The organism is Poseidonibacter ostreae, from assembly GCF_009208075.1.
GTDB classification, from domain to species: Bacteria; Campylobacterota; Campylobacteria; order Campylobacterales; family Arcobacteraceae; genus Poseidonibacter; species Poseidonibacter ostreae.
Genome location: NZ_WFKJ01000002.1, coordinates 34,167 through 58,134, shown reverse-complemented (window position 1 = coordinate 58,134; position 23,968 = coordinate 34,167). Strand labels below are relative to the sequence as shown.

28 protein-coding genes are annotated in these 23,968 nt (G+C 28.2%); 17 read left to right on the top strand and 11 right to left on the bottom strand.

What is annotated here, in order from left to right; genetic code table 11:
* Window position 1 precedes the first annotated feature (1 nt).
* The 3 genes from GBG18_RS01070 to pedF are packed head-to-tail and all read right to left on the bottom strand — an operon-like array spanning window position 2 to window position 2,076.
* Window positions 2–760 carry a quinoprotein dehydrogenase-associated SoxYZ-like carrier gene (locus tag GBG18_RS01070; protein ID WP_152187574.1) on the bottom strand — a complete coding sequence of 253 codons (759 nt, stop codon included), beginning with the start codon at window positions 758–760 and terminating at the stop codon, window positions 2–4.
* 30 nt (window positions 761–790) lie between these two features.
* Entirely contained in the window at window positions 791–1,651 is an 861-nt protein-coding gene (locus GBG18_RS01065) for a substrate-binding periplasmic protein (RefSeq protein ID WP_152187572.1), read from the bottom strand.
* A gap of 8 nt (window positions 1,652–1,659) precedes the next feature.
* Window positions 1,660–2,076 carry a cytochrome c-550 PedF gene (gene pedF / locus GBG18_RS01060; protein WP_152187570.1) on the bottom strand — a complete coding sequence of 139 codons (417 nt, stop codon included), beginning with the start codon at window positions 2,074–2,076 and terminating at the stop codon, window positions 1,660–1,662.
* 138 nt (window positions 2,077–2,214) lie between these two features.
* On the opposite strand from pedF, the gene GBG18_RS01055 reads away from it, so the two are divergent.
* The 3 genes from GBG18_RS01055 to GBG18_RS01045 are packed head-to-tail and all read left to right on the top strand — an operon-like array spanning window position 2,215 to window position 4,650.
* Window positions 2,215–3,183 (top strand): ABC transporter substrate-binding protein, encoded by a 969-nt coding sequence (locus GBG18_RS01055; RefSeq protein ID WP_152187568.1) that lies wholly within the window; start codon window positions 2,215–2,217, stop codon window positions 3,181–3,183.
* A gap of 8 nt (window positions 3,184–3,191) precedes the next feature.
* Window positions 3,192–3,926: an ABC transporter permease gene (locus GBG18_RS01050; RefSeq protein ID WP_152187567.1), complete on the top strand. Its 735-nt coding sequence runs from the start codon at window positions 3,192–3,194 to the stop codon at window positions 3,924–3,926.
* Between the two features lies 1 nt (window position 3,927).
* Entirely contained in the window at window positions 3,928–4,650 is a 723-nt protein-coding gene (locus tag GBG18_RS01045) for an ABC transporter ATP-binding protein (RefSeq protein ID WP_152187565.1), read from the top strand.
* Between the two features lie 4 nt (window positions 4,651–4,654).
* Here GBG18_RS01045 and GBG18_RS01040 read toward each other — a convergent pair whose 3' ends face one another.
* Window positions 4,655–5,125 (bottom strand): DUF302 domain-containing protein, encoded by a 471-nt coding sequence (locus tag GBG18_RS01040; RefSeq protein ID WP_152187563.1) that lies wholly within the window; start codon window positions 5,123–5,125, stop codon window positions 4,655–4,657.
* On the bottom strand, window positions 5,126–6,274 hold the full coding sequence (gene pedA1 / locus GBG18_RS01035; protein ID WP_193311040.1) for a lanthanide ABC transporter ABC transporter substrate-binding protein PedA1: 1,149 nt from the start codon (window positions 6,272–6,274) through the stop codon (window positions 5,126–5,128).
* 130 nt (window positions 6,275–6,404) lie between these two features.
* Between pedA1 and GBG18_RS01030 the strand changes: the two genes are divergently transcribed.
* From GBG18_RS01030 to pqqE, 10 genes are all read left to right on the top strand, one after another.
* Window positions 6,405–6,824 carry a cupredoxin domain-containing protein gene (locus GBG18_RS01030; protein ID WP_152187560.1) on the top strand — a complete coding sequence of 140 codons (420 nt, stop codon included), beginning with the start codon at window positions 6,405–6,407 and terminating at the stop codon, window positions 6,822–6,824.
* A gap of 24 nt (window positions 6,825–6,848) precedes the next feature.
* A complete protein-coding gene (locus GBG18_RS01025; protein ID WP_152187558.1) occupies window positions 6,849–7,808 on the top strand; it encodes a PQQ-dependent catabolism-associated beta-propeller protein in 960 nt (319 codons plus the stop codon).
* Between the two features lie 5 nt (window positions 7,809–7,813).
* Window positions 7,814–8,533: an ATP-binding cassette domain-containing protein gene (locus tag GBG18_RS01020; RefSeq protein ID WP_152187556.1), complete on the top strand. Its 720-nt coding sequence runs from the start codon at window positions 7,814–7,816 to the stop codon at window positions 8,531–8,533.
* 17 nt (window positions 8,534–8,550) lie between these two features.
* Window positions 8,551–9,333: a lanthanide ABC transporter permease protein PedC gene (pedC, locus tag GBG18_RS01015; RefSeq protein ID WP_152187555.1), complete on the top strand. Its 783-nt coding sequence runs from the start codon at window positions 8,551–8,553 to the stop codon at window positions 9,331–9,333.
* Window positions 9,334–9,450: 117 nt separating this feature from the next.
* Window positions 9,451–11,217: a PQQ-dependent methanol/ethanol family dehydrogenase gene (locus GBG18_RS01010; RefSeq protein ID WP_304621416.1), complete on the top strand. Its 1,767-nt coding sequence runs from the start codon at window positions 9,451–9,453 to the stop codon at window positions 11,215–11,217.
* A gap of 37 nt (window positions 11,218–11,254) precedes the next feature.
* Window positions 11,255–11,329: a pyrroloquinoline quinone precursor peptide PqqA gene (pqqA, locus tag GBG18_RS01005; protein WP_071626476.1), complete on the top strand. Its 75-nt coding sequence runs from the start codon at window positions 11,255–11,257 to the stop codon at window positions 11,327–11,329.
* A gap of 103 nt (window positions 11,330–11,432) precedes the next feature.
* Window positions 11,433–12,350, top strand: coding sequence for a pyrroloquinoline quinone biosynthesis protein PqqB (gene pqqB / locus GBG18_RS01000; protein WP_152187553.1), 918 nt, complete (start codon window positions 11,433–11,435; stop codon window positions 12,348–12,350).
* A 14-nt stretch (window positions 12,351–12,364) separates the two neighbouring features.
* Window positions 12,365–13,105: a pyrroloquinoline-quinone synthase PqqC gene (gene pqqC, locus GBG18_RS00995; protein WP_226896360.1), complete on the top strand. Its 741-nt coding sequence runs from the start codon at window positions 12,365–12,367 to the stop codon at window positions 13,103–13,105.
* On the top strand, window positions 13,077–13,346 hold the full coding sequence (gene pqqD / locus GBG18_RS00990; RefSeq protein WP_152187548.1) for a pyrroloquinoline quinone biosynthesis peptide chaperone PqqD: 270 nt from the start codon (window positions 13,077–13,079) through the stop codon (window positions 13,344–13,346). Before pqqC ends, pqqD begins: the two co-directional genes overlap by 29 nt.
* A complete protein-coding gene (gene pqqE, locus GBG18_RS00985) occupies window positions 13,339–14,442 on the top strand; it encodes a pyrroloquinoline quinone biosynthesis protein PqqE (protein ID WP_152187546.1) in 1,104 nt (367 codons plus the stop codon). Before pqqD ends, pqqE begins: the two co-directional genes overlap by 8 nt.
* Window positions 14,443–14,478: 36 nt before the next feature.
* On the opposite strand, the gene GBG18_RS00980 is transcribed toward pqqE, so the two are convergent.
* Window positions 14,479–15,165, bottom strand: a complete 687-nt coding sequence (locus tag GBG18_RS00980) for a hypothetical protein (RefSeq protein WP_152187544.1) — start codon at window positions 15,163–15,165, stop codon at window positions 14,479–14,481.
* Window positions 15,166–15,296: 131 nt separating this feature from the next.
* Here GBG18_RS00980 and GBG18_RS00975 point away from each other — a divergent pair, with 131 nt between their 5' ends.
* Entirely contained in the window at window positions 15,297–16,172 is an 876-nt protein-coding gene (locus GBG18_RS00975) for an AraC family transcriptional regulator (protein ID WP_152187543.1), read from the top strand.
* A gap of 44 nt (window positions 16,173–16,216) precedes the next feature.
* Here the strand turns inward: GBG18_RS00975 and GBG18_RS00970 are convergent, their stop codons facing one another.
* The 3 genes from GBG18_RS00970 to GBG18_RS00960 all read right to left on the bottom strand — a co-directional run bounded on the left by GBG18_RS00970 (window position 16,217) and on the right by GBG18_RS00960 (window position 19,980).
* Window positions 16,217–17,239 (bottom strand): cytochrome-c peroxidase, encoded by a 1,023-nt coding sequence (locus tag GBG18_RS00970; protein WP_152187541.1) that lies wholly within the window; start codon window positions 17,237–17,239, stop codon window positions 16,217–16,219.
* A gap of 168 nt (window positions 17,240–17,407) precedes the next feature.
* Entirely contained in the window at window positions 17,408–18,067 is a 660-nt protein-coding gene (locus GBG18_RS00965) for a response regulator transcription factor (protein ID WP_152187539.1), read from the bottom strand.
* Window positions 18,064–19,980 carry an FIST N-terminal domain-containing protein gene (locus tag GBG18_RS00960; RefSeq protein ID WP_152187537.1) on the bottom strand — a complete coding sequence of 639 codons (1,917 nt, stop codon included), beginning with the start codon at window positions 19,978–19,980 and terminating at the stop codon, window positions 18,064–18,066. The genes GBG18_RS00965 and GBG18_RS00960 overlap by 4 nt, the downstream gene beginning before the upstream one ends.
* 219 nt (window positions 19,981–20,199) lie before the next feature.
* Here GBG18_RS00960 and GBG18_RS00955 point away from each other — a divergent pair, with 219 nt between their 5' ends.
* Both GBG18_RS00955 and GBG18_RS00950 read left to right on the top strand, forming a co-directional pair.
* A complete protein-coding gene (locus GBG18_RS00955) occupies window positions 20,200–21,696 on the top strand; it encodes an aldehyde dehydrogenase family protein (protein ID WP_152187535.1) in 1,497 nt (498 codons plus the stop codon).
* Between the two features lie 87 nt (window positions 21,697–21,783).
* Window positions 21,784–22,164, top strand: coding sequence for a DUF779 domain-containing protein (locus tag GBG18_RS00950; RefSeq protein WP_152187533.1), 381 nt, complete (start codon window positions 21,784–21,786; stop codon window positions 22,162–22,164).
* A 20-nt stretch (window positions 22,165–22,184) separates the two neighbouring features.
* Here the strand turns inward: GBG18_RS00950 and GBG18_RS00945 are convergent, their stop codons facing one another.
* Entirely contained in the window at window positions 22,185–22,571 is a 387-nt protein-coding gene (locus tag GBG18_RS00945) for an ExbD/TolR family protein (protein WP_152187531.1), read from the bottom strand.
* Between the two features lies 1 nt (window position 22,572).
* Window positions 22,573–23,043 (bottom strand): MotA/TolQ/ExbB proton channel family protein, encoded by a 471-nt coding sequence (locus GBG18_RS00940; protein WP_226896359.1) that lies wholly within the window; start codon window positions 23,041–23,043, stop codon window positions 22,573–22,575.
* Window positions 23,044–23,115: 72 nt separating this feature from the next.
* Here GBG18_RS00940 and GBG18_RS00935 point away from each other — a divergent pair, with 72 nt between their 5' ends.
* Complete coding sequence (locus tag GBG18_RS00935) at window positions 23,116–23,961, top strand: 1-aminocyclopropane-1-carboxylate deaminase/D-cysteine desulfhydrase (RefSeq protein ID WP_152187527.1); 846 nt, start codon at window positions 23,116–23,118, stop codon at window positions 23,959–23,961.
* The last annotated feature ends 7 nt before the right edge of the window (window positions 23,962–23,968 follow it).

The window sequence follows — 23,968 nt, the reverse complement described above, 5'->3', positions numbered from 1 at the left end:
CCTATATTTTTGTTTTTAATTCAAATTCATTACCATCAGTATCTCTTATAAAAAGTTTATAAGCTCCATTCCCTACATTTGTTTCAAGGGTAATTCTTGGATTTTCACTAACAGAACCATATAAATCAATTTTTCCAATAGTTTGAGAATCAAGCTTTATATCAACTTTAGATATATGAAAAGATGGATTTCCTACAAAAAGTCCCGTTTCCATTGGGTGAAAAATTGACCATTTTATTCTGTAGTTATTCTCTTTTTTCCAAACTTTACTTTTTGTTTTACCTAATAAATCTTCAAAGCTCTCCATTTTACTAGCTTCTGATGCAACAGAACATCCTCCTCCAAAACTATTTATATTAGAACTTCCAATATGCCATAATCCATTTTCATCTTTTACTGCAGCTCTTAGAGGTGTTCCTTGGGCCACTTTAATATTTAAAGATAAAATAGCTTTCATATGTCCTAATTCAAAATCAGCAACTTTAACTATTGCATTAATATCTGCAAAAACTAAAAGTCGTTTTGGTTTTTCTATTTTTGTAGCATCTATAAATATAGGAACTTGAAGTGGATTGTCTGCAAATTTTGGTACATTAACTTTTACATTTTCATCATCAAAGATGTATTTGTCATCTCCAATCATTTGTTTAATTGTTTCTGTCCAAACAGAGGAGTTAAGAGGGTCTTTAGCGAAGCTTGTTTGATTTATTATTAATAGTAAAAGAACTGCTTTTACTATATGTTTAATACTTTTTTTCATAGCTTACCTTTTAAAGTTTAAGTTTAATTTTTATTGTAAAGCAAGAGGAATCTCATAAGTAACATTATATTTTTTAAATATTTTTTCTAATACACCATTTCGTACATAATCTTCAATAAAGCCTTCAATTTCATAGCCTAAAGGCCTAAAGTCAGTTCGTACAGCAATTCCTAAATCCCACTTAGATTTTACATAATCTATTTTCTTAGTCATAAAATACTTGTCTTGATTTTTACTATAATTAAGACCATATTCTAGTTGTGATTTTAATCCTGCAACTGCTTGTATCTTTCCACTTTTTAAATCATCAATTGCTGTCAAAATTGAAGGATAATGAATAACATTAGATCTAAGTTTTCCCATAAATGATGATGTTAAATGTGCATCAGGTAGAGTATCGAGTTCAACACCTATTTTATTATACATAAAAACACCAAGAGTATTTATCTCAGGAATTTTTTCTTTATTTGTAGCTATTACCCAACTTTCAGCATGATAAGGAGCTTTCATTACTACAAGTTCATTTGTTAACTCACCTGTACTTTTATCTTTTTCTCTAATAAATTCATAATCATATGGTATACGAAGCATTACATCCGCTTTTGTTTTGTGGATTAAATGCCCCTTCCAAATTACATTTCTTAAATCATCATCTAATGTTTCATCAGAACCAGTCCAATACCAAGTAGGTTTAACACCCATTGATTTGGCTATCTCTTTTCCTAAATCAATATCAATTCCTTTTGCAATACCATCTTCTACATACGAATAAGGAGGGAAATTCTCATAAATTGCAATTATAATATCACCAGATTCTTGGATTTCTTCTATTGACCTAGCATTTAGGTTTGATATTAGTATAAAAATTAGAAATGTAATTTTGTATAACATGATTTATCCTATAAATCGTCTGTTGGTAAAGTCTCTACCCATGATCTAATTGCCCAAATTGCTTCAGATGATAAAACTTCTCCAAATGGTGGCATATAAACATTACCATTTCTAACAGCACCTTCCATTACTTTTGTAACAAAGTACTCATCAATATCATCATCTTTTGGATCTAGTGCTCTTAAATCAGGTGCAACACCACCTGAAACGGCACCTAAACCATGACATCTTGCACAGTTAGTATTATAAGCACTTTTACCAATTTCAATTGCAATTTCATTATCTCTAAATGGGTTAACAATTACGTCTGCTGCTACTTTTTCTAAACCTTTAGTTTCAACTGCTTGAGGAGTTACATCTCCATGACCAAATGCTAATGTAGATGTTGCTAACACTACAAGTGCAATTTTCTTTAAATTTTTCATTTTTATCCTTTTTGTCTTTTCATTATGGAAGTATATATTTATTTTATAGCTTGATTATAGCGCTTAGATAGAATTCTTATTTGCTATAGTCAGGCTACAATTTTCTATTACAATTGTCAAAATATTCAAGGAGTTATTATGAAATTAAAAATACTTATATTAATGTTTATTGCAATAATAGATCTAGCTGCTAATGAGAAAATAAAAATTGGTGTTTTAGCATTTGGAACAGTAAACTGGGAATTAGATGTTTTAAAACATAATAAACTTGATGAAAAATATGGAATAGAAGTTGAAGTTGTAAAGTTAGCTTCTAAAAATGCAGTTTCAATTGCCTTACAATCAAATAGTGTTGATATTATTGTAAATGATTGGGTTTGGGTAAATAGACAAAGAGCAAGTGGAAAAGATATCTCTTTTTATCCTTATTCTAAAGCTGTTGGTGCTTTATATGTAAATGACGAAAAAATCAAGTCACTTTTAGACTTATCACAAAAAAGATTAGGAATAGCAGGTGGAAGTGTTGATAAAACATGGCTGTTATTTAGAGCTTATTATAAAAATAAATATAATAAAGATTTAAAAAATATGGTAAATCCTGTATTTGCAGCCCCTCCTATTTTATATAAAAAGATGCTAGATAAATCACTTAATGCTTCAATAAACTTTTGGCACTTTAATGCAAAATTAGAATCTAAAGGATTAAAAAGATTATTAGGTGTAAAAGAAATTCTAGAAGAGTTTAATATAAGTAGTGAAATCCCTCTTATTGGTTGGACTTTTAATAGTGATTTTGCAAATAAAAATAAAAAAGCAATAAATGGTTTTTTACAAGCATCTTATGAAACGAAAAAACTATTAAGTACTTCAGAAAAAGAATGGGATAGAATTAAACCCTTAATGAAAGTAAAAAATGATGAAATGTTTACATCTTTAAAAGATGGATATATAAACGGAATTGTAAAAAACTTTTCAATAACTCATATTGAAAATTCTAAAAAAGTATTTGATATTTTATATAAAGAGGGTGGAAAAAAACTAGTAGGAAATAGTACCTTTTTAGATAATAAAACATTCTGGAATTTTACACCAGATATCAAATGGTAGAATAATCAATGCCAAGTCAATCAAGATTTATCTCTATATTAGGAATATTTATTATATGGCAGACATTAGCACTTTTAATAAATTCTGATACTTTCCCTACTGCTGTAGATGTTTTTAAAAGTTTAGCTTTTCATTTAAGTGAGGGTGAACTTCTTTATCATTTAGGTATTACATTAGCAAGAGTTGCAATTACTTTTTTTATTGCAATGGTTATTGGAGTGTTCTTTGGTATTTTAATGGGTTCATATAAAAAAATAGATACAGCATTGGATACCTTACTTATTATAGGATTAAATATTCCAGCTTTAGTTACGATTATCATATGTTATATATGGTTTGGATTAACAGATACAGCTGCACTTTTAGCTGTAATTATTAATAAGGTTCCAACAGTTATTGTAACAGTACGAGAAGGTGCTAGAACAGTAGAATTAAAATATATGCAAATTGCGCAAATATATAAAGTTTCAAAAATAGATACCTTAAATAAGATATTTTTACCACAAATATATCCATATATAATGGCAAGTGCAAGAACAGGATTATCTTTAATTTGGAAAATTGTTTTAGTTGTAGAATTATTAGGTAGAAGTTCAGGTATTGGATTTCAGTTATCTATGTTTTTCCAATTTTTTGATATTTCTAGTATTATGGCTTATTCTTCTGCTTTTATTATTGTAATTTTATTGATTGAGACATATGTTCTAAGACCCTTAGAGCAAAAAGCAAATCAGTGGAGATAAAATGTTAGATATAAATATAAGTTCAAAGAAATATCATGATAATAAAATTATTGAAAATTTAAAACTCGAAGTAAAGAAAAGTGAATTTATATCAATTATTGGACCCTCTGGTTGTGGAAAAACAACGCTATTAAACATAATATCAAATATAGATAAAGATTATTTAGGTTCCGTATTTTTTAATAAAGAAAATATAGAAGATATTAATATTGGGATAATGTTCCAAGATTCAAGATTAATACCTTGGCTTACAATTTTTGAAAATATAATGCTTATTTCAAAGACAAAAGATGAAGAATTAATTTTACAATCATTAATTGAGGTTGGATTAAAAGAGTATATTAATTCATATCCCAAAGAGTTATCAGGTGGAATGCAAAGAAGAGCTGCATTAGTTAGAGCCTTTATAAATAAACCTGACATTTTATTATTAGATGAACCTTTTATTTCATTAGATTATCCAACTGCACAGGCTCTAAGAAGTGATTTTATGAAGTTTTATAAAAAATATAAACCAACTGTTGTTTTTATAACACATGATTTAAAAGAGGCAGTATCTTTATCTCAAAGAATACTCTTTTTAGATTCAAAACCTATGAAAATAGTTTTAGATTACAAAAATATAGATGATTATTCTTCAAATCTAGAAAGCTTAGAAATAGAAAAAATAAAAGATAAAATTTTAAAAAACCATCCTAATATTTTATCTGGAAGTATAATCTAAAAAGTTATTCTAAACTATTTTCAATAAGTTGTAAAATTTCTTTATTGACTTTTTGTAAAACATTACTTTTTTTATTTGAAATTTCTGCAAGTCTATAAACTATTTTTACAGTACCTTTTTTATTTACAAGTTCATAAATAGCTATTGATAAGGGACAAAACATTAAATTATTTGGGTTTTCTTCCATCATTTCTAAAGTTAGTGTTTGTCTACAAAAACCTATTTTTTCAGCCTTAGTAAAAATAGGTTCTTTTTTATAAAATGATGAGATGTTTTTTACAGCATTTCCAATATTTGCTCTATAAGATGAGATAAAACCATTTTGATTTATTTCATCTAATAGAGTAAATATAATATTTTCATATTTGCCTGAAGTTTCATAAACGACATAATCAGAATATACTATTTTTTTATACTCTGCTTGCAAGTTTAATGAAAATATTAAAAAAATGAATAATACTATAAAAGATCTCATTTACTTTTTACACTCTACTTGAAATGAAGCGATTCCTAAAGTATCTAAATCATTAGTTGGATGTAAGAAACCATCTTGAGGTGAAGTTGAAACTAAAGCATTAGGTTGAACAAGCGCAACTGGCATTCTTATTTGTCCATTGAAATCTCTATATGTTAATTTTCTTCCTTTATAAGCTCCTAATTCAAAATCTTTTGAATAAATATAATCTAAAGATGTTTTCATATCATTATTTTTTGTTTTACTTACACTTGCAACAATAGTCCTAATAGCAATCCAAGCTGCAAAGTCTTCATCTTCCATCCATCTTGAAGCAAACTTTTCAAACCTATTTTGCATTTGTGCTGCACCCCATTGTTCAATCACTTTATGCCAAGTTTTTGGAGTTAGTCCTTGCGTTCCTGCAAGTGGTCTTGGAAGCCAAGAGTTAAAATAAACAAATTCTCCAAAATCTCCATAATTATCAGCTGTAACAATTACATCATAATCCTTAGCTTGTGTAAAGACTGGTAACTCATCAGCAGCTTTTCTTCTAATATCAGTATTATAAGCCCATTGTTTTTCTTCTATTATATTGGCATTAAACTTTTTTATTGCTCTTTTAATATCTTTTTTTATTTGTAAATCTTTTTGCTTTGTTCCTGAAATTAAAAAGATATCTTTAAAATCTCTTTTTACTAAAAATTGAATTAAGCCATCATATAACATTGCATTTGAAGCAATAGTATGTAAAAGATTTTTATTACATAAACTTTGTCTAAAATCTGAATTTTTATTTGCAATATTAAAAAATACTGCTTTTTTAAATAAAGGATTTTTAATAAGTTCTTTTAAAAAATCATCTTCAACTTTTAATAAAACAAAAGAGTTTTTCTCATTTATAAATTTTTCTAGTGAAGATAATAACTCTTTTTTATCAGATGAAATCTTTTCTATTAAATTATATTTCTGATTTAAAAACCTTGCTGTTTTATTTGAATCTTTCACAGCAATTTTAGCTCCTTGTATTCCTAAGTCTTCTGGTATTTCAATAACATTGGATAAAACTGGAGGCCTTTGTATCTTTTGCTCTAAATATAAAATATTTGTTTCTAAAATATCTGCTTTTATAAATGAAAATAAAAGTGTAATAAATAGTACTATTCTCATGGTCATTCCTTCTTTTTTTCTTTTAGTATATATAACTTTTATAGCTTCAGTTTAGCAAATTTATATATTGCTAAACTGAGGCTATAATTATTTACTACACTTTCATAATCAAAGAAATAAAGGATAGAAAATGAAAAAAATTGCAATGTTACTAATGATGGTATTTATAACAGCAGAGTTTGCATCTGCAAAGAATTTAAAGGGTTTATTACACTCAAGAACTACATTAGCACCTATTAATATTAGTGCAGGTGAACCATTAGCTACGGAACCTTATAAATTAGAAGCAGGTAAATACTACAAGTTAGTTTTAAAAAGTGATGGTTCAAGAGAAGTACCTATTGTTGGAGCTGAGTTTTTTAGAAATATCTGGGTAAATCAAGTATCTATTAATGATATTGAAGTAAGACCATTAGGAATTGATAGTTTTGAATTTGATGATGAAGGTGAGATTGAACTTACATTTATTCCAATTAAACCTGGAACTTTTACTTTAGGTTTACCAACTGCTAAAAGTGATAGAGAAAGAGCTATTATTATAGTTGAATAATATAAAATATATAGGGAGATAAAAATGTTAAAGAAACTTGGATTAGTTACTATTTTAAGTTCAGTTCTATTTGCAGATACAATATTTGTATCAAATGAAAAAGATAATACTATTTCTGTAATTGATTCAGTTACAAATGAAGTTGTTAAAACTTATGAAGTAGGTCAAAGACCTAGAGGAATTACACTTACTAGTGATTATTCAAAATTATATATTTGCGCAAGTGATGATGATACTGTTCAAGCAATGGATACAAAAACTGGGAAGATTTTATATAATCTTCCCTCAGGAGAAGATCCAGAGCAGTTCTCTTTACATCCAGATGGAACTGAACTTTATATATCAAATGAAGATGATGGTATTGTAACAGTTGTAGATACAGTTAATAAAACTGTTATAAAACAGATTGAAGTTGGAATTGAGCCTGAAGGCATGGCTGTAAGTCCAGATGGATCTGTAGCTATTAATTCATCTGAAACATCTAACTTTTTACATTGGATTGATACTAAAACTAAAGAGATTATTCATAATACTTTAGTTGATGAAAGACCAAGACACATTGAGTTTTCAAAAACTGGAGATAAGGTTTGGGCATCAAGTGAAATTGGTGGAACTGTAATAGTTCTTGATACAAAAACAAAAGAATCACTTGGTAAAATTTCTTTTAAAATTCCAGGTATTTATAAAGATAAAATTCAGCCAGTTGGTATTAAACTAACAAGCGATGGTAAATATGCTTTTGTAGCCCTTGGGCCTGCTAATCATGTAGCAGTAGTTGATGCTAAAACTTATGAAGTTATTAAATATTTATTAGTTGGAAAAAGAGTTTGGCAATTAGGTTTAGCAAATAATGAAACAAAACTGTATACTACAAATGGTGTTAGTTCAGATATTTCAATTATTGATGTAGATTCTTTAAAAGTTGAAAAAACAATAAAAGTAGGAAGATTCCCATGGGGAATTGCAGTTAAACCAACAAAGTAGGGTAAATGAAAAATCAGCTTGAAATAAAAAATGTTTCTTATAAATATGATAAAGATTTAGTTTTAAAAAATATAAACCTAAATATAAAACCCGCATCGTTTTTAGTTCTTTTAGGACTAAATGGTGCAGGAAAATCAACTCTTTTTGCACTAATTACAAGACTACTTAAATTGCAAGAGGGCGAAATATTTATAAACTCATTTCCTATTTCAAACTATAAAAAAGCATTAGAAAGTATTGGGATTGTTTTTCAAGAACCAACACTAGATTTAGATTTAACAGTAAAACAAAATCTAATCTTTTATGGTTCTTTAAAAGGAATTTCATTTAAAGAAACAATGTCTTCAATACAAGAAGAGTTAAAAACTTTAGAGTTAGAAGAAAAACTAGATGTAAAAGTTCGTTCTTTAAATGGAGGGCATAGAAGAAGAGTTGAGATTCTTCGTGCATTAATAGATAATCCAAAACTAATCTTACTTGATGAAGCAACTTCAGGTCTTGATGTGAAAAGTAGATACTCAATCATTTCTTATGTTAAGCAAATAGTAAAAAAAAGAGGTATTTCTGTTTTATGGATTACTCATTTATTTGATGAAATTGATGATGAAGATGATGTAGCCATTATCAAAAAAGGTGAGATAATTGCTTCTGGAATTGTAAAAGATGTTGTAAAAGAAAATAATAAGGATTCATTAACTCAAGTTTTTGAATACCTAACAAAGTAAAAAGCGAAAGTAGTAAAATGAGAAAACTGTATTATTGTGCCTTAGGAATCATATATAAAGAATTACTTCGTTTTATAAAACAGAAAAGTAGATTTTTTTCTGCTCTTGTACGACCTTTATTATGGTTATTTATTTTCTCTGTTGGTTTTAAATCGGCATTAGGTTTAGCAATTATTCCTCCTTATGAAACATATATAACGTATGAAACATATATAGTTCCAGGGCTTATTGGAATGATTTTACTTTTTAATGGAATGCAAAGTTCACTAGCAATGATTTTTGATAGAGAAATGGGTTCTATGAAAATACTTTTAACATCAAATATTTCAAGGTCATATCTTTTATTTTGTAAAATGTTTGCAACAGGTATTGTTTCTACAATTCAAGCTAGTGTATTTTTAGTAATCGCTTTTTTTTATGGAATTGATATTCCAACTTTAGGATATTTTCTTGCAATTCCTGTAATTTTATTTACATCAATTATTTTAAATGCTTTTGCTTTATTTATCTCTTCAGTTATAAAACAGCTTGAAAATTTTGCTTCAGTTATGAACTTTGTAATTTTCCCAATGTTCTTTTTATCTTCAGCTTTATACCCTTTATGGAAAATAAAAGATTCAAGCCTTTTTTTATATCAAGTTTGTGTACTAAATCCATTTACTTATATAGTTGAATTTGTAAGATTTACACTATATTTAAAATTTGAATTAAATTCTTTTTTAATTATAATTGCTATCTTTATAATCACTCTAAGCCTTGCCTTTATAGGCTATAACACTAAAAATGTCTTAAAAAGATAAAGCTTAAAATTAATAAAAAACTACACTTTTTTTCATGCCTATATTCAGGCTATATTTCTCATGTATACTTTCAACTAGACAACGAAAAGTTGCCAAGATAACCTTAAGGAGAGAGGAATGGGGAAGAATAAATTTCTGAATAATGTAGCTAAAGTTACACTATCTACACTTTTAAGTGCAAGTGCTGTAACAATGTTATCTGCAAATGCTGGTTTTGCACCAGTAACTGATGCTGATATTGCAAATGATGCTAAAACTGTTGAAGATGTTGTAACATATGGTTTAGGTCAAAAAGGTCAAAGATATTCATCTTTAGATCAAATTAATAAGAAGACTATTAAAGATTTAGTTCCAGTATGGAATTTTTCATTTGGTGGTGAAAAACAAAGAGGTCAAGAAGCTCAACCTTTAGTTAAAGATGGTGTTATGTATGTAACTGCATCTTATTCAAGAATGTATGCTATTGATATAGCAACTGGTGAAGAAATCTGGCAGTACGATGCAAGATTACCAGGTGCTATTTTACCTTGTTGTGATGTAATAAACAGAGGTCCTGCATTATACCAAAATTTAGTTATTTTTGGAACATTAGATGCAAAATTAGTTGCACTTGATAGAAAAACTGGAAAAGTTAAGTGGAAAAAGAAAATTGCTAATTATAAAGATGGTTACTCTTATACAGCAGCTCCTTTAATTGTAAAAGGATTACTAATTACTGGAAATTCTGGTGGTGAGTTTGGTGTTGTTGGACAATTAGATGCAAGAAATCCATTAACTGGTGAAATTGTATGGACTAGACCAATGGTTGAAGGTCATATGGGTACTTTAAATGGTAAAGATAATGGAATTACTGGACAAACTAATGCAACTTGGCCAGGTGATTTATGGAAACACGGTGGAGCTGCTCCTTGGAATGGTGTTACTTATGACCCAGATGCAGATTTAATTTATGTTCCAACTGGAAATCCAGCTCCTTGGAATTCACATGATAGACCAGGTGATAACCTTTATTCTGCTTCAAGAGTAGCAATTAACCCAGATACTGGAAAAATTGTTTGGCATTTCCAAACAACTCCAAATGATGGTTGGGATTATGATGGTATTTCTGAATTTGTAGCTTTTGAATACAAAGATAAAAATGGAAAAATGATTAAAGCAGGAGCTACTGCTGATAAAAATGGTTTCTTCTATGTATTAGATAGAGTTACAGGTAAATATATTAGATCAACAAATTTTGTTGAAAATATTACTTGGGCAAAAGGTATGGATGAAAATGGTAGACCAATTGTTAATGAAGATAACAGACCTGGAAAACCAAGTGCAGATAAACAAGGTAAAACGGTTTACTCAACTCCATCTTTCTTAGGTGGTAAAAACTGGAATCCAATGGCATTCTCACAAGATACTGGATTATTCTATATTCCTGCAAATGAGTGGGGAATGGATATTTGGAATAAACCTGTTGCGTATAAAAAAGGTGCAGCTTATTTAGGTGCTGGATTTACTATTAAACCAACATTTAAAGATCATATTGGAGCTTTAAAAGCTATTGATCCAAAAACTGGTGAAACTAAATGGACTTATAAAAATCCTGCACCATTATGGGGTGGAGTTTTAACTACTGGTGGTGGTTTAGTATTTACTGGTACTCCTGAAGGTAAGTTATTAGCATTTGATGATCAAACTGGTGAAATTCTTTGGAAGTTTAATGTAGGTACTGGAATCGTAGGTTCTCCTATTACTTGGAAAGAAGGTAAAGACCAATATATTGCTGTAGTTGCAGGTTGGGGTGGAGCTGTTCCTTTATGGGGTGGTGAAGTTGCAAAAACTGTTAAGTATTTAAATCAAGGTGGATCAGTTCACGTATTTAAATTACATAGATAAGAAAAGAGAAATAAAATCTTAATGAAAGGAGATTATTATGGAATGGAAAAAACCAACTTACGTAGATAATAGATTTGGCTTTGAAGTTACAATGTACATTTGTACAGTATAATTTCATTTAAGATTTAAAAGATTGAAGCTTAGGCTTTAATCTTTTTTTATTTAAATGAGCTTTTTTAAAGAGCTTATTTTAATGAAAAATAAAAGGATTTATTTTGAGAATTCAAGTTTTAGGCTCAGGTGCTGGAGGAGGTCTTCCTCAATTTAATTGTAACTGTGATAACTGTAGAGGTTATCGAGAAGGTAAAAAAACAATTAAAAGAAGAACTCAATCTTCAATTACTGTTAGTGAAGATGGTGAGAACTGGGTATTATTTAATACTTCACCTGATATTTTAGAACAAATACATAACTCACCTTTTTTACATCCAAGTAAAAAAAGAGAAACTAAAATAAAAGCAATAGTTTTTAATGATGGACAAATTGATCATACCACTGGACTTTTAATGTTAAGAGAGGGTTGTCCTCATGAGGTTTATTGTACAAAAGAAGTAAATGAAGAGCTTAATACTTCTTTTCCTTTATTTAAGATGTTACAACACTGGGATGGTGGAGGAACAAAATGGAATGAGATAATTCCAAATAGTACTACAAAATTTGAAATACCTGTAATGCCATCTTATGAGTTTTATGCACATTCATTAATATCAAATGCACCACCATATTCACAACATAGAGATAATCCAAGAAAGGGTGATAATATTGGTATTACTGTAGTAAATAAAAATACAGGAAAAAGACTATTCTATCTTCCAGGCCTTGGTGTTTTAGAAGACCATGTTTTTGAAGAGATGAAAAAAGCTGATGTTCTTTTAGTTGAAGGAACTCTTTGGACAAATGATGAAATGATTAAAGGTGAGTTTTCACAAAAACTAGGAACTGATATGGGACACCTTCCATTAAGTGGAGAAAATGGCCTAATTAAAATATTTGACCAATTAGAAAAACCAAGAAAAATATTAATCCATATTAATAATACAAATCCTATTTTAGATGAAGCAAATGATGAATATAAAGAGCTTATCTCACATGGAATTGAAGTTTCATATGATGGTATGAGTATTGAAATATAAGAAAAGGAATAAAAATGAGTGAACTGTTAAGTAAAGAAGATTTTGAAAAAAAACTAAGAGATATGGGTTCAATGTACCATATTCACCATCCTTTTCATGTAAGAATGTATGAGGGGTCTTGTACTAAAGAAGAGATACAAGGTTGGGTAGCAAATAGATTTTATTATCAATGTGCAATTCCTATTAAAGATGCAGCAATTATGTCTAATAATCCACCTATTGAGGATAGAAGAAAATGGGTTGATAGAATTTTAGATCATGATAGTGTTGGTGGTGGAATTGAAGCTTGGTTAGATTTAGGAGTGGCAGTTGGCTTAAAAAAAGAAGATTTACTTTCTCATAAGTTTGTATTACCAGCAGTTAGATTTGCAGTTGATGCATATATAAATTTTGCGAGAAGAAGTCCTTGGAAAGAAGCTGCAATGTCATCATTAACAGAAATGTTTGCACCTCAAATTCATCAACAAAGATTAGACACTTGGCCTAAAAATTATCCTTGGATAGAGCAAAATGGTTTAAGATATTTTCAAAAAAGATTAAGTGAAGCTAGACGTGATGTTCAGCACGGACTTTCAATGACATTAGTTGAGTTTGATACAGTAGAGTTACAAAATCGAGCTTGTGAAATATTACAGTTTAAATTAGATATTCTATGGACAATGTGTGATGCTTTATACTTAGCTTATGAATTAAAAAGACCACCATATTTTAACATTAAGGATTGTAATGCAACTAGAAAAATCACTTGCGATTAATACGCACTTTCAATTACAATGGGAAGAAAAACAAAACTGTTTTGTCCTTTTATATCCAGAAGGAATGGTTCAATTAAGCCAAAGTGCTGGTGAAATTATGAATCTTTGTGATGGAAAAAATACTATTATAGATATTACAAATGCTTTAGAAGAGAAGTTTAACCTTGTAGGTTTATTAACAGATGTTAAAGAATTCTTAGAAGATGCAATGAATAGAAAATGGGTGATTTACAATGACTAATGAAATAAAACCACCACTATGGATACTTTTAGAACTTACTCATAAATGTCCTTTAGAATGTTCATATTGTTATAATCAACTTGATTTTACGAATACAAAAGATGCTATGAGTAAAACTGATTGGTTTAGAGTAATGGATGAAGCAAGAGATATGGGTGCAGTACAACTTGGGATTTCTGGTGGTGAACCACTTTTAAACAAAGACTTAGTTGAAATTGTAGAGTATGCAAATAACAAAAAGTTTTATACAAACTTGATTACTTCTGGCGTTGGAGCTCCAAAAGGAATAGTACAAAAACTTAAAGATGCAGGACTTAAAACTGTGCAACTTGGAATTCAATCTCATGATAGAAATACAATGACTTTAATTACAAATAATAAGAACTCTTATGATGAAAAAATAGCCTTTGCAAAAGAAGTAAAAGAAGCTGGTCTTCAACTTATTATTAATACTTGTATTACAAGACAAAACATTCACCAAGTAGGTGAAATTATTGAGTTTGCAGATGAACTTGGTGGTAATTATTTAGAAATTGCGAATATTCAATATTATGGATGGGCATTAAAAAATATCAATGCTCTACTTCCAACACAAGAGCAGTTAGATGAAGCAAAAAAAGTAACAGATTTTTACAGAAGTAAAGAAAAAGCTATGAAAGTATTTTTTGTAGTTCCTGATTATTTTGCAGACCGTCCAAAAGCTTGTATGAATGGATGGGGAACTACTTTTTTAACTATTAATCCAGACGGTATAGCACTTCCTTGTAATACAGCTAATACATTACCATTAGAGTTTCCAAATGTAAAAGATTTCTCAATTGAACAAATTTGGAATGAATCTCATGCTTTTAATTATTTTAGAGGTGATTCTTGGATGAATCCAACATGTGCCTCATGTGATGAAAAAGAGAAAGATTTTGGAGGATGTAGATGTCAAGCTTTTGCATTAACAGGAGATATGAATGAAGCAGATCCTGTTTGTTCAAAATCAGATTTTCATCATGTAGTAACAGATAAAGTTCAAGAGAGTTTAGCAACTACTGATGCTAAAATATGGTATAGAAATAGAAAGAACTCTTTAGAATTAACTACTTAAATAAATAAACTAACAAAAAAGAAAGAAACAACTATTTTAATGTTTCTTTCTCTTATCTCTAATTTTTGATTTTCTAGATGGATTTATTTTATAAGTGTAGTTTAGATATTTCATAACCATTAGTTCTGAAACATTATACATCTCATCAATATTTGTTTTTATTTTCCAAACAGAAGTACCATTTTTTTGTGAAATTCTTTTTTTTAGTTCTAAATTGTTTTTATTATATATATTTACAATTTTTTCAATAGGAAGTTTTTCGAGCTCTGGATAAGAAAGGAAAGATTTATTATGCTCTTTTTTATAATTGTAAATTAAACTAAAAGCTAGAAGTTCTGGAATCCAATCTGAACCATTTTTTAATCTACTTGAAAAAGTATTAATAAGATATTTATAGTAGATTTTCATTGGTTCAAGATTTCGTGAAAGTTTATCAAAAATTAGGGATTTGTTTTGTTCTTTAAATATACTAAATAGGGTATCACTAATAATAATATTATTTTCAAGATAGCTTTTTAAATTTGCTACACTATTATTAATAAATAGTATCTCTTCTTTACTTGCACATATTGTTGTAGGATTTGTAGTTTTATTTGGATCTATTTTTTTATAATCTTTTAGTAAAAAATGTATAACAAGTAAAAAAGTATCTATTTTCATTTTTTTTAAGTTAATTGTTTTACATTGATTTAACGCTAATTTAAATTGTTTATCTTGATCCATATATATAAACTCCCTTAAAATATTTAAAGTTCCTTATTGTAGGATTTTTAAGAAAATAGTTCTTCTTTCTTTGTGCTTTATAAATTGTTTATTAGTGCTATTTTTATACTTCTTTTGTGCTATAATTAATTATGAAAAAAGAAACTCTAAAAAAAAGAACAAAAATAGCAAATAATATTATGTATTATATTTATACTCATATTGATACAGATATTGATATAGAAGAGTTAAGTATAGATTTAAATGTAAGTAAATTCCATATGCACCGTATTTTTAAAGAAGCATTTGGCAGAAATATTTATGAGAGTATAAAATCAATAAGGTTACAAAAAGCCTCAAACTTACTTTTAACAAATAAATTATCAACAATTTCAAATATAGCAAATATTTGTGGATACTCATCTCAATCTTCTTTTATAAAAATCTTTAAAGAAAGATTTAATCAAACGCCAAAACAGTGGAGAACTGGTGGATATAAAGAGTACTCACAAGAAATTTTAAAACAATCATTAATAGCCAGAAATTCTACAGCAGATTTTTCTAATTTAAGACCAACAATTGTTAAAATGTCATCATTAAAGAGTTTTTACATCAGAAATAAAGGCTATAACGTAAATATTACAAATACATGGCAAAAGTTATATACATGGGTTTTAAGTAATGATATAAAATCATATAAGCAAATTGCACTTTTTCATGATAATCCAACTATTACACCTTTAAGTGAATGTCAATATATTGCATGTATAGTCCCAGATGAAGACGAAGATATTAAAAGTGATAGATTACCAGATTTTTATATTGCAAAAGGTGTTTATGCAAGATTTGATTTAAAAGGGAAAAAAGGAGATGTATTAAAGTTTATTCATTGGGTTTATCATGAATGGCTTCCAAATAGTGAGTATGAAACAACTACAAAACCATCATATACTGAATACAAAAAGAATAATTATTTAAGTGAAGATGATGAGTTTGATATTAGTTTTTATGTTTCAATAAGCTTTTAAAAATAAAATATTTAAAAAAGAGGCTAAGGTTTTAGCCTCTTTTTTTAGTTAAACTCAGGTTTTGCAGTGTTAATTGTAGATTCTGGAAGTTGAGGATATGCAATATCTGGTTTTATACCTTTGAGTGCTTTTAAGAAAGTCACAATTGATGCAGCTTCTTTATTGGATATATTTATTCCTAACTGAACAGAACCCATCTCTTTTACAGCTTCACTTAAAGACCAGATTTGTCCATTATGGAAATATGGAGCAGTTTCAGTAATATTTCTTAAAGTTGGAGTTTTTACCATACCTTGCTCATTACCTTTAAAATCTCCCACAGATGCAAATTTATATTTTGTAGCTAATTCAAAAGGCTGCATAGTTCCACCAAGAGCAATTCCAGTATGACACGATGCACAGCCTTTATCTATAAAAGTATTAAGTCCTGCTTTTTCTTCTTTTGATAATGCATCTTCATTACCATTTAAATAGTCATCAAAAGGTGCTGGAGTAACTAGAATCTTTTCAAAAGTTGCAATAGTTTCAGTAATCTTTTTAAAATCTACTTTTACATCTTTTCCATATGCATTTTGAAATTCATTTACATATTCAGGGATTGAGTTTATTCTCTGCTCAACTAGTTTTGGTGGTGCAGCCATTTCTGGACCAGCTTGAATTGGACCTTGTGCTTGATCTGCTAAGTGAGGACTTCTTCCATCCCAAAATTGTGCTTTAAAAAATACAGAGTTATAAACTGTTGGTGAATTTAAATGATGAGGATTTGCTGTCCATCCATGACCAATAGCAGCTGGAATTCCATCTGCTCCACCAAGTCCAATATTATGACAAGTATTACATGAGATTATTCCACTTTTTGAAAGTCTTGGGTCAAAGTATAGCTTTTTTCCAAGTTCAACTTTCTCTTTTGTAATTGGATCATTTTTATCATCAATTAATTTCATTAATTCTGCTTTATTTGCAGGAATTGCTTTTAAACCATTATCCACAGCTTTTTCAATTAATGATGATGCAAATAAAGAACTCGCTCCCAATAGACATATACTTAGTGATTTAACTAATTTCATTACTATCTCCTTTAAGTTAATACCTAATTTTAGGATAATGATTATTAAATGAAAATTAATTTAATTATAAGGTAAACTTATTAAAATTGACTTTTAGATACCTAAATAAAGTATTTATGGTATTTTAGGATTTATTATTTAAATAATAAAAACTTATTAAAATAAATTTCAATTAGGTCTTTCTACCATATATCCACTTCCTCTGATATTTTTAATAAAATCTTCTTTTAAAACTTTTTTTACTCTATTTACTTCAGCTCTTATTGTTGCATTATCTATAAAGTCATCATTCCAAACATAGTTTCTAAACATATCATATTGAACAACTAAACTTCTATTATGTGCAAGTAATTCAATAATTTGAATTTGCCTCTTTGGTAATATTTGAGGTTCATTATTAAATAAAAGTGTCATTGTTTCACTATCATAAGAGTAGTTTTTTGATAATCTTTTATGTTTTTGAGGAACAATTGTTGTTTTTAATATTTTATTTATTCTAATTGTAAGTTCTTTTAAATGAAAAGGTTTTTTTAAATAGTCATGGCATCCAATATCAAAGGCTCTTGAAATATCTTCTATTTCAATTAATGCAGAAATATAAATAGTTGGAACCATTCTTTTTTGTTCATGAAGTGTTTCAAGTATTGTAAAGCCATTAACATCAGGTAGATTAATATCTAAAATAAGTAAGTCAAACTTTTCTTTATCTAGAGTTTCTAAACACTCTTGTCCTGTAGTTGTACTTTTTACTACATGTCCTGTTGATGATAAGTATTCACTTATCATCTCATTTAACATTACATCATCTTCTAATAGTAATATTTTCATTTTATTTCCTTAAATATATATGTAAATGATGACCAATTTTCACCAGATGCTAATTGTATTCCAACATTTTCTTCACTACAAATACGTTTTACTAAGTTTAATCCAAGTCCAAATCCTTCTTGGTCGCTTATTTGTTCTCGATAATACTCTTCAAATATTTTTTGTTGGTCTAAAATTTGTTTAGAGCGACTCTCTATTATTAAATGACAGTCATTATTCATTACATTCATTCTAACTTGAATATTTTCATTTGGTAAGGAATATTTTATTGCGTTTGTAAGATTATTATCTACAATTCTTTGAAGTTTAATTTCATTAAAATTTATTAGCATCTCTTTTCTTTGACTTGAAAAGTTAAATTCTGATTTAAATTTTATAGCTGATTGTGTAAAAAAGTCAATTCTAGATCTTACAAAATCAACTAAGTTTATTTCATGAGTTGCTTCATTTACTTGGTTTTTCTTTATTAAATAAGATAAGTCATCATATATACTAGAGATATTTTTCATAGCAACTTCAATATTTGATAAATGCTTATTCTTCCCATGCTCTATTTCATACATTTCAATATTTCCCATAATAATTGATAAAGGAGTATTTGTTTCATGAACTGCATGTTTTAAAAATTGTTTTTGAGAATCTACTAGATTTTGTGCATAAATCTTTCCTTCTTCTAACTCTTTTGATTGTTTATTATAATCATGTGAGGATTGTTGAATCAAATGTGTAAGTGCTTGTAAACTTCTTGCATGTTCACTTATAGGCTGTGTTTCACTTTGTATTTCGCAAGATGTTTTTTTATCATTTTTACTATCTTCTATTTCACTTAAAGCTACAATTGTAAAAGTTTGATTTAATAATTCATTATTTCCATTGTCATGATAAAACTCACCATAGGTGAAAAACCCAGAAGTTGGAGCTATTGATGAAAAGGGTTTGATTTCAATATCAACCATACTTGGCATATATCGTCGTCTTGCCATACATGAATATATGAAAAAGGATTGAGTATCTTTTATATTGCAAGTATCAAATAAGGACTCTAGTGGATTATTCATAATAAGTTCAACATTACCAAAGCCAAGTTTTACAATATCTCCTTGATATAAATTTCCAGCAAAACTTAAGCTGCCATCTTTATGTTTAGCAATTACTGCTCTTGCAACAGGAAGACCATTTCTTTGTGCAATTAAAGGAAACTCAATACCAGTTGCAGGCAATGCCTTTGCAACATACTCTCCTAAATATTTTTCATAAAAATCCAAAGGTTTCATTCCAGATATTTGATAAACTCTATTATCAACAACTTTATCAATAGTATGCTCTATTCCAATAGGCGACCAATTAAAATTAAAAGCATTACATACTTTTAATACTTTTGAATCTAATGCAACTCCTACTGCACCATTTGTAACTATTTGATTTTGTGATGAAATAAATGTTTGTCTAAAGTTTGCATTATCTCCTGCCATTCCACCAGATACCATAACATTATGATTAACTGATTGAATACCTTTTAAAAAAGATTCTCCATTTGTTTTGTTTCCATCACTAAATGTAATAAGTAATTTTGTATCTTCTGTACACAACTCTTTTGCTAAATCAACACCATTACTAAAAGAGTCTTTCCTTCTAACAAATGCAGTTTTTAATTTTGTATTTTCAAAAGTAGAAATAGATATAACAGTTTTACATGTTGTTACTTTACTATTATTAATTTCTCCATCAGTAGATGATCCAATACAAATAGCTTGAGGCAAGTTATCTAGTATATTTGTAGCAATCTCTTTTAAGATTGATTTTTTATCTCCACAAAATATCTGAATTAATATGTTTTTTTCATTTTTAAATGAATTAAAATCAATTAAGGTATCAAGTGCTTTGTTATTATATGTATAGTTAAATGTCTTCATAAAATATTGTAGCATATAAAATAAAAAATTTAAAGAAAAAAAAAGCTTAAAAAGCTCGAAAAATAGGGAAATTGTAACAAAAAAACGCATCGCTATACTCAGGCTATACAAACGCTAAATTCACGCTATAAAACTCATGTAGAATTTCACTAAGCGAAAAACAATCACTTTTTTAAAGAAGATGTTTTTTCATAAATTAAACAAATAAAAGGAAAAAAAATGGCATATACTAAACCTCAATATAAATCACAATTCGAAAACTTCATTGGTGGAGAATGGGTTGCACCTTTAAGTGGAGAATACTTTGATAATGTATCACCAGTTGATAATGAAGTTTTAACAAGAATTCCAAGATCTAATGAAGCTGATGTTGATGCAGCAGTTGCAGCAGGTCTTGTTGCATTTGAATCTTTTAAGCACTCTTCAGTAATTGAAAGATCTACAATGTTAAATAAAATTGCTGATGCAATTGAAGCAAACTTAGAGAATTTAGCAATTGCTGAAACTTTAGATAATGGTAAAGCAGTTAGAGAAACACTTGCAGCTGACGTACCTTTAGTTGTTGATCACTTTAGATATTTTGCTTCTGTAATTAGAGGAGAGTCTGGTGATGTTTCTGATTTAGATGAAAATACAATTTCTCAAGAAATTCATGAGCCTTTAGGTGTTGTTGCACAAATTATTCCATGGAACTTCCCATTATTAATGGCAGCATGGAAAATTGCACCTGCATTAGCAGCTGGAAATGCAGTAGTATTAAAACCTGCATCTGCAACTCCAATGTCAATTTTAATTTTAATGGAAACAATTCAAGATGTTCTTCCAAAAGGTTTAATTAATATTATTAATGGTGCTGGTGGAAAAATTGGTAAGCATTTATCAACTCATCCAGATATTAAAAAAGTTGGATTTACAGGTGAAACAACAACTGGTCAGTTAATTATGCAATATGCAACAGAAAATATTATTCCTTCAACATTAGAGCTTGGTGGTAAATCTCCAAACATCTTCATGGAATCAATTATGGATGCTGATGATGAGTTCTTTGATAAAGCGATTGAAGGTTTAGTATTATTCGCATTTAATTCTGGTGAAGTTTGTACTTGTCCATCAAGAGCATTAATTCAAGAATCAATTTATGAGCCATTTATGAAAAGATGTTTAGAGAGAATTGAAGCAATAACACAAGAAAACCCTCTAGATCCTACAACTAAAATGGGTGCTCAATGTTCTGTTTCTCAAAAAGAAAAAATTCTTTCTTATATCAAAATTGGTAAAGAAGAGGGTGCTGAGTGTTTAATTGGTGGTGAAGCATATGATAATAAAACATATCCAAATGGAAACTATATTAAACCAACAATCTTCAAAGGTCATAATAAAATGAGAATCTTCCAAGAAGAGATTTTTGGACCAGTACTTGCAGTAACTACATTTAAAACTGAAGAAGAAGCATTAGAAATTGCTAATGATACAATTTACGGATTAGGTTCAGGAATCTGGTCAAGAGATGCTCACCAATTACATAAATTCTCAAGAGGAATTGAAGCTGGTAGAGTTTGGGTAAATTGTTACCACATGTACCCATCTCATGCATCATTTGGTGGATACAAAAAATCAGGAATTGGAAGAGAAACTCATATGATGATGTTAAACTCTTACAGACATACAAAAAATATTTTAACTTCATACTCAAAAGATGCAATGGGATTCTTCTAGACCTAAGCTTAAAAAGAATATGATAAATGCATAGAAGATTTTCTTCTATGCATTTTTTTTGTTATAACATAATATAAAGGATTTATTATGAGTATAGAAAGAGTAGCAATAACAGAAGCAGCTGCTAAGGTTGTAGAGAAATTAAAAGAAGAACATGGTGAATTAGTATTTAACCAAAGTGGTGGTTGCTGTGATGGAACTGCACCTATGTGTTATGCAAAAGGTGATTTTTATGTTCCAAGTAGAAATATAAAACTAGGTGAATTATGTGGATGTGAATTCTTTATAGATAAAGACCAATTTGAGTATTTTAGACACTCTCATATTACTGTTGATGTTAAAGAAGAAAAAAGTGCCTTTGGTAATTCTTTTTCATTAGAGATAGATTTAGGATATCAGTTTATTACAGTATCTAGGATTTTTACAGATGAAGAATATGCACAATTATCAGAAGAAGAAAAGAAATAGAACTTAATTCTATTTCTTTTTTATTTTTCTTCGTTTGTAACTAGTGCTAAATTAGTTAAATTATATTTTTGAAGTAAGTCTAAAACTTTTACAACTCTTTGATATTCTACTTTTTTATCAATTCTAACTATTACAGACTTATTTTTATCTTCAATTGCTTTTAAATTATCTTCTAAAGAATCAAAAGATACTTCAATCCCTTTTATAGCTAATTTTTCTGCACTTAATTCTATAAATACTTGATTTTTATCTATTTGCATTTGTTTTGCACTTGAGCTTGGTAAATCTAAAATAAGTGCAAGTTCATCTTTTTTAAATACGGAACTTACAATAAAAAATATAAGTAGAATAAAAACAACATCAATAATAGGTGTTAAGTCTAGTCCTAATGTTTCTCTTCTTTTCATATTATGATAAGCCAACTATTTCTTTTTTTGCTTTTAGTTCAATTGTATCAAGCATTGAAATAAAGTGATTATAAGCTATATGATGAGGAATTGCTACAATAAGACCTGCAATTGTAGTAATAAGAGCAAGTGCAATACCATTAGAAAAAATTGTGGGGTCTCCTAATCCATTTGCTGTAATTGCTTCAAAAGATTTATATACACCAATTACAGTTCCAAGTAATCCTAATAAAGGTGCAACGGTTGCAATGTTTTTTATATATGTTAATCCTGATTCTAGTTTTTTCACTTCATACTCTATTTGTGAAATAATAGTTGATTTGGAGTTTAAATCAGTTTTATTTTTAATTCTTTGAATCATTGCGTTTTGTCTAGGAAGAGTAAAGAACTTCCAAAAAATAATAGCAAACCCAATTGTATTTAAAACAATTAGAATATATACAATTATCCCACCTTTATCAATATAGTCCATTAGTGTCATATATACCTCAAATTTTTTTATAATTGTACTTAAGTTTTGTTAATAGATGGTACAATTTCTTCCATGAAATATACAAACTCTAAAGTAGAAGAAGTTAAATTTAATAATAAAAAAATCTTTGTTAAAAGAGATGATTTATTGCATAAAGACTTTTCTGGAAATAAAGCAAGAAAATTTTACTATTTTTTAAAAAATGATTTTAATAATGTTACAAAAATAATCTCTCATGGTTCTTCACAATCTAATGCTATGTACTCATTATCAGTTCTTTGCAAAATTAGAAATTTGGATTTTGATTATTATGTTGATCATATTGCTGAGTATTTAAAAACTAATCCAATTGGAAATTATAAAGAAGCTTTAAAAAATGGTATGAATATAATAGTAAAAGAAGTTCCAAAAAATATAGATAAAAATAGTATTTTTATACCTGAGGGTGGAGCTTTAGAAGAAGCATCCTTTGGTATAAAAATATTAGCCAATGAGATAATAACATGGGCAAAAGAGACTAATCTAAAAGATTTAAAAGTATTTTTACCCTCAGGAACTGGGACAACTGCCCTTTATTTACAAAAATATTTACCCTTTGAAGTATTAACTTGTGCTTGTGTAGGAGATGAGCAGTATTTACAAAAACAGTTTTTAGAACTTGAAGAAGAAAATCATCCAACTATTTTAAATTTAGATAAAAAATATCATTTTGGAAAGCTTTATAAAGAGTTTTATGAAGTGCATAAAGAGCTAAAAGAACAAACAAATATAGAATTTGACTTATTATATGATTCAAAAGGGTGGTTATGTGTAAATAAACACTTAAATAATTCAAAAAGTGATATTTTATATATACATCAAGGGGGTATTTTAGGTAATATATCAATGTTAGAAAGATATAAATATAAATATGATTAAATTATTT